The organism is Geodermatophilus sp. SYSU D00867, from assembly GCF_054050315.1.
In genome coordinates, this window is sequence record NZ_JBJGZC010000014.1 from 1 (window position 1) to 11,867 (window position 11,867).

An 11,867-nucleotide genomic window follows, 5' to 3' on the forward strand; every position below is an offset into this window, starting at 1 on the left:
CGTGGGACACGAGACCTCCGGGTCGTCGGTGAGGCGTCAGCACCCACACCCTCACCCGGAGGTCTCCTCGCTGTCTCAGCCCGCTAGGCCGTCAACAACGCTCGTGGTCACTACAGCTAGGCCGTCAACAACGCTCGTGGTCACTACAACTAGGCGGCCTCGTCCGGCGAGCACCTCGGCCCCTCCGCGGGGGCGGCGGGGCCTCCCTCAGTCGCGGAGCTTCGCGCGCAGCGCGGCCTGCTCGGCGGCGCCGAAGCCGTGCTCGTCGAGCCAGCCCAGCGGCCCGCCGTGCCGCTCGCCCAGGATCTCCAGCAGCCGGCGCATGGTCGCCGCCCGCGGCGTGTGGCTGGCGACGTCGCGGCGGGTCATGTCGTCGGCGTACGTCGGCGACCGGCGCAGCTTCGCCACCAGTGCCTCGATGACCTCGGCGGTCAGCGCGTAGTCGGCGACGATCTCCTCGTCGGGCACCCCGGCCACGGCCAGGCAGAACATGGCGACGACGCCGGTGCGGTCCTTGCCCGCGGCGCAGTGCACGACCGCCGCGCCGTCGCTGGCCACGATCGCCCGCAGCGCCGCCAGCACGTTCTCCGGGCGGTGGTGCAGGTAGCCGAGGTAGGAGCGCACCGCCGGCGGCTCGACCTCGTCGGCCTCGGTGGTCTGCCGCGGCAGCACCGTCTCGGCCCAGTCGGCCGGCAGGTCGGGGACCTCGTCCTCCTCGACGGCGAACACGTCGGTGTGGTGGCCCCGCTCGGGCAGCAGGCTGAGGTGCCGGTGCGTGACCTCGGCGACCGCGCGCAGCGGGCCGCGGCCCTCGAGCAGCACCTCGGCGGTGGTGCGCAGGTCGATCACGTCGCTCAGGCGCAGGTCCTCGAGCAGCCGCCGCACGTCCTCGTCGCTGAGGGTCTGCAGGTTGTCGCTGCGCAGCACGCGGCCGAACGCCGTCACGCCGCCGTCGGTGGTGGGCAGGCCGCCCAGGTCGCGCGTGTTCGTCGTCCCGTCGAGCCGCAGCCAGCGGTCGGTGCGCACGTCATCGGAGGTCGAGGTCACCCGTCCGACGGTACGGGCCCGTGGTGAACGTCCCGTGCCGCCCGGAGAGGTGTGCTCGCTCACCACAGGGACGGGTGTGGCTGTGGAGGTCACCGACATGGGCAGTCCGTGACGGGCTCCCTACGGTGTGGTCCAGACCACGCCGGACGGGACCGTCCGGAGCAGCAACCGTGCACCGCCGCACACACCGAGGAGCTCGCCATGTCGCGTCCCCGCCACCGGTCCCGGACCGCCGTCCTCGCCACGGGCGCCGCGCTGGCCCTGTCGGTCGCCGCCTGCGGCAGCCCCACCGCCGCCTCGTCGGGAGGGAGCGGCGGGGACGGCGGCGGCGAGGGCGAGCCGATCCGGGTCGGGCTCGTCTTCTCCTCCACCGGGCCGCTGGCCACCTACGGCGAGCAGTACCTGCAGGGCTTCGAGGCCGGCCTGGACTACGCCACCGACGGCACCGGCGAGGTCGACGGCCGGCCGATCGAGATCGTCGAGCGCGACGACGCCGGCGACCCCGCCAAGGCCGTCGCCGAGGCCACCGACCTCATCGGCCAGGGCGTGCAGGTGCTCGCCGGGTCCACCGCCTCGGGCGTGGCCACCCAGGTCGCGCCGCTGGCCGAGCAGAACGACGTCCTGTTCATCTCCGGGCCGGCCGCCACCGACGCGGTGACCGGCGTCAACAACAACACCTTCCGGTCGGGCCGGCAGACCTACCAGGACATCCTCACCGCGCAGTCGTTCATCGGCGACGCGCAGGGCAAGACCGTGCTGGTCTTCGCCCAGGACAGCGCCTTCGGCCAGGCCAACGTCGGCGCCGTCACCGCCGTCCTCGGCGAGGCCGGGGCCACGGTCACCCCGCTGCTGGTGCCGGCCAGCGCCACCGACTTCACGCCGTTCGCCTCCCAGGCCCGCGACGCCGGCGCCGACCTGGTCTTCGTCGCCTGGGCCGGGGAGACCGCGCCGGCCATGTGGCAGGCGATGGGCCAGCAGGGCGTGCTCGACTCCACCACCGTCGTCACCGGCCTGGACATCCGCGCCAGCTACGCCACCTACGGCGCGCAGGCCACGCAGATCGACTACCTGTCGCACTTCTTCGCCGAGGCCGTCGACAACGAGGTCAGCCAGGCGATGACCGAGCGGGTCGAGGAGGCCGGCGGCACGGTCGACCTGTTCACCCCGGACGGCTTCACCGCCGCGCAGATGGTCGTGCACGCGCTCCAGGAGGGCGGCGACGACGTCGGCGCCATGGTGGACGCACTCGAGGGCTGGCAGTTCGACGGCGTCAAGGGCGAGCTGACCATCCGCGAGGAGGACCACGCGCTCCTGCAGCCGATGTTCCAGGCCCGCCTGGAGCAGCAGGGCGACGAGCTGGTCCCGGTGCTCGTCGAGACCCTCGACCCGGAGGCCACCGCGCCGCCGGTCGCCACCTCCTGACCCGGGCGCTCCTCCCGAGGACCGGGCAGTGACCACCTCCCTCCCCGCCCCGGCACCGGCCGCCCGCCCCGCGGGCGAGCCGGTGCTCCGGGTGGCCGGCCTGACCTGCGCGATCGGCGGCGCGGTCATCGTCTCCGACGTCTCCCTCGAGGTCGCCCCCGGTGAGTTCGTCGCCGTCATCGGGCCCAACGGGGCGGGCAAGACCTCCCTGTTCAACCTGCTCTCCGGGCTGCTGCCGGTCACCGCCGGCACGATCACCCTGGACGGTACCGACATCACCCGCGCCGGCCCGGCCGCGCGGGCCCGCCTGGGGCTGGGCCGGACCTTCCAGTCCTCGTCGGTGTTCGCGGGCCTCGGCGTCCGGGAGAACGTGCGCCTGGCGGCGCAGGCCCGGCTCGGCGGCAGCCTGCGGCCCTGGCAGCGGGTGCGCCCCTCGGACCGGGCGTTCGAGGTGGCCGAGCGGGCGCTGGGCCGGGTGGGCCTCGCCGCCCGCGGCGACGCGCTCGCCGGGTCCCTCTCCCACGGCGACAAGCGCAAGCTGGAACTGGCGATCCTGCTGGCCACCGACCCCGCCGTCGTGCTGCTCGACGAGCCGATGGCCGGCGTCAGCACCGGGGAGGTCGCCGGCCTCACCCAGGTCATCGCCGACGTGCACCGCGAGGAGGGCCGGACGGTGCTCATGGTCGAGCACCACATGGACGTCCTGCTCGGCCTCGCCGACCGGGTCGCCGTCATGCACCACGGCGCGCTGCTCGCCCTGGACACCCCGGCACGGGTCACCGCCGACCCCGTCGTCCAGGAGGCCTACCTGGGGGACCAGCTGTGACCGCCGACCGGCCGGTGCTGCTCCGGCTCTCCGACGTGCACGTCCGGCTGTCGGGATCGCACATCCTGCAGGGGGTCGACCTCACCGTCCGCCGCGGCGGGGTGACGGCCCTGCTCGGCCGCAACGGCGCGGGCAAGACGACGACGGTGAAGTCGGTGCTCGGCCTGGTGCCCTCGACCGGCCGCATCGAGCTCACCGACGCCGCCGGCCGCGTGCACCGGCTGTCGGGCCGGCGCACCCACGACGTCGTCCGGCTCGGCGTCGGCTACGCGCCCGAGGACCGCGAGGTCTTCGGCGGGCTGACCGTGGCCGAGAACCTCACGCTGGCCGAGCGGCGCGACTCCGCGCACCACCACGACCGCGTGTACGAGCTGTTCCCCGAGCTCGCGAAGCGCAGCCGCCAGCTGGCCGGGACCCTCTCGGGCGGCCAGCAGCAGATGGTGGCCATCGCCCGGCTGCTGCTCAACGACAACCAGCTGCTGCTCGTCGACGAGCCGACCAAGGGCCTGGCGCCGCTGCTGGTCGCCGAGGTCGCCGACGTGCTCGCCCGCGCCGCCGAGGAGGTGACGGTGCTGCTCGTCGAGCAGAACCTGTCCGTGGTGCGCCGCATGGCCACCGACGCCGTCGTCGTCGACCAGGGGCGCGCGGTGTGGAGCGGGTCGGCGCCGGAGCTGCTGGCCGACGCCGACCGCACCCGCGAGCTGCTCGGCGTCGCCTCGAGCGGGGGTGCGCACGCAGTGGGCGAGCTCGCGAGCCCACCGGGGACAGAGCCACGGGTGCGCGTGCACCGGACGAGCGCCGGCGAGGCCGGCGCATGAGCACCATCGTGCTGCTGACCGTCACGGGCCTCGGGCTCGCGGCGCTGTACTTCCTCGTCGCCTCCGGGCTCTCGCTGATCTTCGGGCTGATGGGCGTGCTCAACTTCGCCCACGGCGCCTTCCTCACCATCGGCGCCTACGGCACCTGGTGGGCCTCGGAGAACCTGCCCGGCGCCGGGTCCGGCGGGTGGGGCTTCGCGTTCGCCGTCGCCTTCGGGGTCGCCGTCGGCACGGTCGTCGCGGCGCTGATCGAGCTGTTGCTGATCCGCCCGCTCTACGAGCGGCACATCGAGCAGGTGCTGGTCACCGTGGGGCTGAGCCTGGCGCTGGTCGCGCTGGTGCGGGCGATCTGGGGCGCCGACCCGCGGCCCTTCCCCGCGCCGGCCTGGGCCAAGGACACGACGTCGGTGCTCGGCGCCAGCGTGCCCAACGACCGCTTCCTGCTCATCGGCAGCGCCGTCGTCGTGCTGCTCGCCGTGCTGGCCTTCCTCCGCTACACCCGCTTCGGCCTGGTCATCCGCGCCGGCGTGGAGAACCGGTCGATGGTGACCGCGCTCGGCATCGACGTGCGGCGGGCGTTCACCCTGGTCTTCGCCATCGGCGGCGCGTTCGCCGCGCTGGCCGGCGCCCTCGGCGGCGTCTACCTCGGCTCGATCTCGCCGGGCCAGGGCACCTCGCTGCTGATCTTCGCCTTCATCGTCGTCGTCATCGGCGGGATGAGCTCGATCACCGGCGCCGCGGTGGCGGCGGTCCTCGTCGGGCTGGTGCAGCAGTTCGCCAACTACTACGCGGCCAGCGGGGTGGGGGACCTGTCGGTCGTCCTGCTGCTCGCCGTCGTCCTGCTGACCCGCCCCGGCGGGCTGACTGCGAGGGTGGCATGAGCCGGAACCTGACGCGGCTGGCGCCGCTGGTCGTCCTCGTCGTCCTGGCGGTCCTGCCGTACTCCACGTTGCAGGTCCCGGGCCTCTTCGACGGCGTCCTCAACAGCCCCGGCACCCTCCAGCTGCTGGCGCTGTGCCTTGTCTTCGGCGGGGTGGCGCTGTCCTACGACCTGCTGTTCGGGTTCACCGGGCTGCTGTCGTTCGGGCACGCGCTCTACTTCGCGGCCGGCACGTACGTGGCCAACCTGGCGCTGACCGAGCTCGGCTGGGGCCTGGGCGCGGCGCTCGCGCTGACCACCGTGGTCGGCATCGCGCTGCCGCTGCTGGTCGGCGGGGTGGCGCTGCGGGTGTCGGGCATCGCCTTCTCCATGGTCACGCTGGCCATGGCGCAGGTCGGGTCGATCGTCGTCCTGCGCGACCCCGGCGGCCTGACCGGCGGCGAGGAGGGCCTGGCGCTGGACCGCTCGAACGTGCCCGACGCGTTCGTCGGCGTCCTCAACACCGTCAACCTGTACTGGCTGGCGCTGGCCTACCTCGCCGTCGTCTACGTCGTCGTCGCGTGGGTGACCGGCTCGCGGGCCGGGCGGGTGTGGCAGGCGATCCGGGAGAACGAGCGCCGGGTCGAGGTGCTGGGCCTGCGGCCCTACTCGTTCAAGCTGGTCGTCTTCGTCCTCGCCGGCCTGCTGGCCGCGCTCGGCGGGGTGGTGCACCTGCTGCTGCTCGGCGGCTCCACGCCCCGGACGACGACCGCCGACTTCACCCTCGGCCTGCTGGTCATGGTGGTGCTCGGCGGGGCGGGCAGCCGGTGGGGCGCGGTGCTCGGTGGCGTCCTCTACACCTACCTCGACAGCCGGCTCACCGACCTCGCCTCCTCGCCCGCCGTGCAGGACCTGCCGGCCTGGCTGCGGGTGCCGCTGTCGGAGCCGCTGTTCCTGCTCGGGGCGCTGTTCGTGGTGGTCGTGTTCTTCGTGCCGGGCGGCATCGCGGGCCTGGTCGCCCGGCTGCGCGAGCGCCGCTCGGGCCGCCGTCCTTCGGCGCCCACCGGTGGGGAGACCCCGCCGCCGGGCCGGGTGGTCGAGCAGCTGCGCGAGACGGCGTCCCGCGGGGTGGGCGTCGGCGCGGCCGGTCCCCGCGACGGCGTCTGACGCGGGATCCGCAGCACGATCAGCTGACCTGATCATGCCGCGTCCTGGCTCACCGTCGACCGTGAGCCAGGACGCGCTGCGGTGAGCTAGGACGCCAGCAGCGCGTCGCAGACCTCGACCAGCCGCCGCCGCAGCGGGGTCGCGCGCCCGGCGAACCCCCGCTGCGCGGCCACGTACGCCGCCTTGCCCTCGGCCGTCTCGATCCGCACCGGCGCGTAGCCGCGGTCGGCCAGGTCGTAGGGCGAGGCCCGCATGTCCAGCTCGCGCACCTCGACGGCGAGCTCGAAGCAGTCGGCCACCAGCTCGCCGGGCACCGCGGGGGAGAGCTTGTAGGCCCACTTGTAGAGGTCCATCGTCGCGTGCAGGCAGCCCGGCTGCTCCATCGCGACCTGCGTCTCCCGCGTCGGCTGCAACCGGTTGAGCCCGACGGCGGACGGCGTGAAGAACCGGAACGCGTCGAAGTGGCTGCACCGGATCGCGTGCGCCTCCACGACGGCGTCGGTGCCCGCCTGCCCCAGCCGCAGCGGGACCGCGTGCCGCCGCTCGTCGGCGCGGTGCACCATCGCCCACTCGTGCAGCCCGAAGCAGCCGGTCTGCGCCGGCCGGGACGCGGTGGCGGCGAGCAGGTCCCGCACGAAGCGGACGGTCGGCGCCCGGTCGGCCAGCCAGGCGGCGACGTCGAGCCGCACCGCGCCGTCGCCGCCGGTCGCGTACCAGCGCCAGGCGGCGTGCGGCGCCGGTCCCTCCGCCGACGGCGCCAGCGCGACGCCCGGGCCCGGGTGCCACCGGCGCAGCCGCGACGGCGTCTCCGAGTAGTAGGTGAACAGGAAGTCCAGCACCGGGTGCTCCTCGCCCCGACGGCGGCGCTCGCGGTGCGGCGCCGTCCACCGCTCCACGCGCGCGGCGTGCGCGGCCGCCCGCGCCGTCCACTCGGCCGCCGGCAGGCAGGGGAGGACGGCGGTCACCGGACCAGGGTAGGAGGGACCTCGGACCCACCGGCCGGGGACGCGACGGTGCCAGCCTGGGGGTCTGCGACGAGGGAGGCGATCGCCATGGCCGGCGACGCGCGGACCACCCCGAAGCCCCTGCTCTGCCGCCTGGGGCTGCACGCCTACGTGCAGCGGCACCCCGACGACGAGCGGCTGCGCGGCCCCGGCCACGAGGTCTGCCGGCGCTGCGGCCGGCGCCGGGACGTCGGGATCGACAGCATCGTCCCGCCGGGCGTCATGGGCTGACCGCTGCGCCCTCGGCGGTGGTCAGCCGGTGCAGCCGCAGCGCCAGCTGCACCTCCAGCGCCCGCTCCGGTGCGGACCAGTCGCGGCCCAGCAGCCGGCCCACCCGGTCCAGCCGCTGGGTGACCGTGTTGACGTGCACGTTGAGCACCTCGGCCGCCCGCGCGGGGGAGCCGCCGGTGTCGAACCACGCCCGCAGCGTGGCCACCAGGTCGGTGCCGCGGCGGGCGTCGTAGTCGAGCACCGGTGCCAGCGTCGCCTGCACGAAGCCGGGCACGTCGCGGCCCTCGCCCACCAGCAGGCCGACGAAGCCCAGCTCGTCCGCGCTCGCCGACTCCCCGGTGCGGCCCAGCGCCTCCAGCGTCGAGGCGCACCGCCCGGCCTCGGCCCAGGCGCCGGCCACGGCGGCCGGGCCGGGTGCGGGCCCGGCGCCGCCGGCGGTGACCGGCCGCCCGACCGCCGCGGCCACCTCCCGGCGCACGAGCGCGGCCGCCGCCCCCGGCGCGAGGTCGGGCAGGCACAGGACGACGCGGCCGTCGCGGGCCCCGGCGAGCCCGCCGCGGGTGGCGGCGAGGTGCGCGGCGGCGGCCAGCGCCCGGCCGCGGCAGCGCTCCTCCACCCGGACGACGACGACCGACGCCGGCCGGTCCAGGTCGGTGCCCAGCCGGCGGGCGCGCTCGCGCAGGCCGTCGGGGTCGCGCAGCGGCACGGTCAGCAGCTCGTCGAGCAGCTCGCCGCGCACCCGGCTCTCGGCCTCGCCGGCGGTCCGCCGGATGAGCAGCAGCAGCGCGGTGACCAGCGCGGCGCGCTCGAGGATGCGCTGGTCGGCGTCGGACAGGTCGCCCTCGCGCTGCAGCACCAGCCCGCCGAGCAGGTCGCTGTCCACGGTCACCGCCGCGGTCCACCAGTCGCCGTCGCGCACCGTGCGGCCGGTGGAGCGGGCCAGCGCCAGCGCGCCGGCGGGGTCGGGCGGGAGGGCGCCCCCGTCGGCCGCGGGCGACGGGCGGCCCTCCTCGTCGAGCACGGTGATCCGGCCGCCCAGCGCCTCGGTCACCGCCGCGGCCACGCCCTCGACGCCGCCCCCGCGGAGCACGACGTCGATGAACCGGTCGTGCGCTCCCGCGGCCCGCTCCACCGACTCGGTGTGCTCCCGCAGCTCCCGGGTGGCCGCCGACAGCTCCTCCAGGGCGGCCCGGGTCTCCTCCAGCAGCCGCGCGTTGTCCAGCGCGATCGCCGCGTGCGCGGCCAGCGAGCCGAGCAGCGCCACCTCGGACCGGTCGAAGGTCCGCTCGGCGCGGTCGGCGGCGTAGAGCACCCCGATCACCTGCGACCCGCGGATCAGCGGCACGCCGAGGATGGCGACCAGGCCCTCCTCGCGGACGCCGCCGTTGATGTCGTCGGTGTGGTGGAACCGGGCGTCGTCGAAGTAGCTCGCCGTCGCGTAGGGCGCGGCCGTCTGGGCCACGAGCCCGCCCAGCCCCTCGCCCATCGGCAGCCGCAGCGCCTGGAAGCGCGCGGACACCGAGCCGTCGGTCACCCGCATGTAGGTGTCGCCGTGGGCGTCGTCGTTGAGCGTCAGGTACGAGACGTCGGTGCCCAGCAGCTGGCGGGCGCGGCGGACGATCGCGGTGAGCACCGAGTCGACGCCGCGCAGCGTGGCGAGGTCGCTCGCGGTGTCGAACAGCGCCGACAGCTCCGACTCCCGGCGGCGGCGGGCGGCGAAGGCGGCGCGCACCTGCAGCGCCAGGAGCCGGACCCGTTCCAGCTCGGCCAGCGTGGCGGGGTCCGCGCCCGCGGCCCGGGCGCGCACCAGCGGGCCCTCGTACTCGATGGCCGCGGCGTCGTCGAGGACCATCTGCAGGTACTCGGCGGCCGCCGAGGGGACCCGGGACGTGCGGCCGGGGCCGTCGGCGGGCGGTGCTGCGGTCCGGGCCACGACCGGCATTGTCACCGGCCGGGCGATCAGTGGGCGGTCCACCCGCCGTCCATGAGCAGCGAGGTGCCGGTGACCGAGGCCGCGGCGGGGGAGCAGAGCCAGGCGACGGCGTCGGCGACCTCGGCCGGCTCGATCAGCCGCTTGAGCGCCGCCGGCGCGAGCATGACCCGCTCGACGACCTCGTCCTCGGAGATCCCGTGGCTGCGGGCCTGGTCGGCGATCTGCCCCTCGACCAGCGGCGTCCGCACGTAGGCCGGGGCGACGCAGTTGGAGGTGACCCCGTGCGGGGCACCCTCGAGCGCCACCACCTTCGACAGGCCCTCGAGCGCGTGCTTGGCGGTGACGTAGGCGGACTTGAACGGCGACGCCCGGTGCCCGTGCACCGAGCTGACGTTGACCACCCGGCCCCAGCCGCGCCGGTACATGTGCGGCAGCGCGCCGCGCACCAGCCGGAACGGCGCCTCGACCATCAGCCGCTGGATGGTGGAGAAGACCTCGACGGGGAACTCGTGCAGCGGCGCGACGTGCTGGAACCCGGCGTTGTTGACCAGCACGTCGACGTCGAGGTCGAGCGCGTCGACGGCGGCCAGGTCGGAGAGGTCGACGGCGACGGCGGTGCCGCCCACGGTGCGGGCCGCCTCCTCGGCCGCCGCGCCGTCCCGGTCGACGACGACCACCGCGGCACCGGCCTCGGCCAGCCGGGCGGCGACCGCACGGCCGATGCCCGACCCCCCGCCGGTCACCATCGCCCGCCGTCCCTCGAGGTCCTTCGCGCTCATGGCGGCGACGCTAGGCCGCGGGTGCGACCCCTCCCACGGCGGCGGCACACACACCTGCGGCGCCGGTGGTGGGTGCCGCCCACACCGGGTGTCCCGGCCGGTCGGGGCACGGTCCCGCCGCGGGACATGTCCGCGGACCACATGACCTGGTTCACAGAACTGGCCTCCGGCACATGGGCAGGCCCCCGCGCGCTTCCTAGCGTCGGTCGGGTCCGGATCCGTCCACCGAGGAGAACCGCGTGTCCGCACCCGCCCAGACCCACCGGAGACGGAGCTTCGGCCGCGTCGTCGGTGCGAGCATCATCGGCACCACCGTCGAGTGGTACGACTTCTTCCTCTACGGCTCGGCCGCCGCGCTCGTCTTCGGCCCGCTGTTCTTCCCCGACTCGTCGGACTTCGCCGGCGTGCTGCTGGCCTTCGGCACCTACGCCATCGGCTTCGCGGCCCGCCCCATCGGCGCGCTGGTCTTCGGCCACTTCGGCGACCGCGTCGGGCGCAAGAAGCTGCTGGTCGTCTCGCTGCTCATGATGGGCGGCGCCACCTTCGCCATCGGCCTGCTCCCGACCTACGCGACCGTCGGCGCGCTCGCCCCGCTGCTGCTGGTGTTCCTCCGCCTGGTGCAGGGCTTCGCCCTCGGCGGCGAGTGGGGCGGTGCGGTCCTCATCGTCTCCGAGCACGGCCGGCCCGAGAACCGCGGCTTCTGGGCCTCCTGGCCGCAGGCCGGGGCGCCCGCCGGCCAGCTCCTCTCCACCGCCGTGCTCGCGGTGCTGGCTGCCGTCCAGTCCGACGCGGCCTTCGAGTCCTGGGGCTGGCGCATCCCGTTCCTGCTCTCGGCCGTGCTCATCCTGGTCGGCCTGTGGGTGCGGCTGGCGGTCAGCGAGTCGCCGGTGTTCCTCGAGGCCCAGCGCGCCGCCGAGGAGAAGGCCCGGGAGACCGGCGCGGCCGAGCAGGCGCCGATCACCGTCGTCCTCCAGCGCTACAAGCGCGAGGTGCTCGTCGCCATGGGCGCCCGCATCGCCGAGAACGTCGCCTTCTACATCCTCACGGCGTTCACCACGGCCTACCTCACCAAGGCGCTCGGCCTGGACGCCTCGTTCGCCCTGAACGCGCTGCTCGTCGCGTCCGCGGTGCACCTGGTGACGATCCCGATGTGGGGCGCGCTGTCCGACCGCGTCGGCCGGCGGCCGGTCTACCTCCTCGGCGCCGCCGGCACCGGCATCTGGGGCTTCGTCCTGTTCGGCCTGTTCGACACCGGGAGCTTCGCCCTCGTCGTGCTGGCGCTGATCGTCGGCCTGCTGTTCCACGGCGCCATGTACGGCCCGCAGGCGGCGTTCTTCGCCGAGCTGTTCGGCACCAAGGCCCGCTACACCGGCGTCTCCATCGGCGCCCAGCTGGCGTCCCTGGTCGCCGGCGCGCCCGCGCCACTGATCGCGGTCGCCCTGCTCGGCAGCTTCGACGACCCGAGCCCGACCCGCGTGGCCGTCTACCTGGCCGCCTGCGCCGTCGTCACGCTCGTGGCGGTCCTCGCCTACGGCGAGACCCGCGTCCGCGACCTCGCCGCGGACGACGCCGTCGGGACGACGGCGGACCGGGCGGGCGCCCGGGTGTAGCCGCACCCGCTCCCGCCACGGGGCACCCCTGACACGTGTCAGGGGTGCCCCGTGCGTCTGCGGGCCCAGGTCGTGAGGGACGGCACCTGTGCCGGGCCCGGACCGGCGGCAGCGTGGGGACGTGCCCCGGAGGACCGGCCGACCAGGAGCCGGCGGGGCGCGAGGAGGAGG

General features: G+C 75.4%; 11 protein-coding genes. 7 read left to right on the forward strand and 4 right to left on the reverse strand.

Annotated features, from left to right (window positions below; translation table 11 throughout):
• Positions 1-207 precede the first annotated feature (207 nt).
• On the reverse strand, positions 208-1,047 hold the full coding sequence (locus ACI8AK_RS14355) for a tyrosine-protein phosphatase (protein ID WP_456956789.1): 840 nt from the start codon (positions 1,045-1,047) through the stop codon (positions 208-210).
• Positions 1,048-1,248: 201 nt separating this feature from the next.
• Here ACI8AK_RS14355 and ACI8AK_RS14360 point away from each other — a divergent pair, with 201 nt between their 5' ends.
• Genes ACI8AK_RS14360 through ACI8AK_RS14380 form a run of 5 tightly spaced genes read left to right on the forward strand, consistent with a single transcriptional unit; the run spans position 1,249 to position 6,139 of the window.
• Complete coding sequence (locus tag ACI8AK_RS14360; protein WP_456956791.1) at positions 1,249-2,469, forward strand: substrate-binding domain-containing protein; 1,221 nt, start codon at positions 1,249-1,251, stop codon at positions 2,467-2,469.
• A 28-nt stretch (positions 2,470-2,497) separates the two neighbouring features.
• Positions 2,498-3,295 (forward strand): ABC transporter ATP-binding protein, encoded by a 798-nt coding sequence (locus tag ACI8AK_RS14365; protein WP_456956793.1) that lies wholly within the window; start codon positions 2,498-2,500, stop codon positions 3,293-3,295.
• Positions 3,292-4,113 (forward strand): ABC transporter ATP-binding protein, encoded by an 822-nt coding sequence (locus ACI8AK_RS14370; RefSeq protein ID WP_387991934.1) that lies wholly within the window; start codon positions 3,292-3,294, stop codon positions 4,111-4,113. The genes ACI8AK_RS14365 and ACI8AK_RS14370 overlap by 4 nt, the downstream gene beginning before the upstream one ends.
• On the forward strand, positions 4,110-4,994 hold the full coding sequence (locus ACI8AK_RS14375; RefSeq protein ID WP_387991938.1) for a branched-chain amino acid ABC transporter permease: 885 nt from the start codon (positions 4,110-4,112) through the stop codon (positions 4,992-4,994). Before ACI8AK_RS14370 ends, ACI8AK_RS14375 begins: the two co-directional genes overlap by 4 nt.
• Positions 4,991-6,139, forward strand: coding sequence for a branched-chain amino acid ABC transporter permease (locus ACI8AK_RS14380; protein ID WP_387991941.1), 1,149 nt, complete (start codon positions 4,991-4,993; stop codon positions 6,137-6,139). Before ACI8AK_RS14375 ends, ACI8AK_RS14380 begins: the two co-directional genes overlap by 4 nt.
• An 86-nt stretch (positions 6,140-6,225) precedes the next feature.
• Here the strand turns inward: ACI8AK_RS14380 and ACI8AK_RS14385 are convergent, their stop codons facing one another.
• The gene (locus tag ACI8AK_RS14385; RefSeq protein WP_456956795.1) at positions 6,226-7,104 is read right to left on the reverse strand and encodes a 3-methyladenine DNA glycosylase; all 879 of its coding nucleotides are present in this window, start codon (positions 7,102-7,104) and stop codon (positions 6,226-6,228) included.
• 87 nt (positions 7,105-7,191) lie between these two features.
• Here ACI8AK_RS14385 and ACI8AK_RS14390 point away from each other — a divergent pair, with 87 nt between their 5' ends.
• Positions 7,192-7,374 (forward strand): hypothetical protein, encoded by a 183-nt coding sequence (locus tag ACI8AK_RS14390; protein WP_387991947.1) that lies wholly within the window; start codon positions 7,192-7,194, stop codon positions 7,372-7,374.
• On the opposite strand, the gene ACI8AK_RS14395 is transcribed toward ACI8AK_RS14390, so the two are convergent.
• Positions 7,364-9,316 (reverse strand): helix-turn-helix domain-containing protein, encoded by a 1,953-nt coding sequence (locus tag ACI8AK_RS14395; protein WP_456956928.1) that lies wholly within the window; start codon positions 9,314-9,316, stop codon positions 7,364-7,366. The genes ACI8AK_RS14390 and ACI8AK_RS14395 overlap by 11 nt on opposite strands.
• A 17-nt stretch (positions 9,317-9,333) precedes the next feature.
• Positions 9,334-10,086 (reverse strand): 3-hydroxybutyrate dehydrogenase, encoded by a 753-nt coding sequence (locus ACI8AK_RS14400; protein ID WP_456956797.1) that lies wholly within the window; start codon positions 10,084-10,086, stop codon positions 9,334-9,336.
• Between the two features lie 239 nt (positions 10,087-10,325).
• Here ACI8AK_RS14400 and ACI8AK_RS14405 point away from each other — a divergent pair, with 239 nt between their 5' ends.
• Entirely contained in the window at positions 10,326-11,696 is a 1,371-nt protein-coding gene (locus tag ACI8AK_RS14405) for an MFS transporter (protein ID WP_456956799.1), read from the forward strand.
• Positions 11,697-11,867 lie beyond the last annotated feature (171 nt).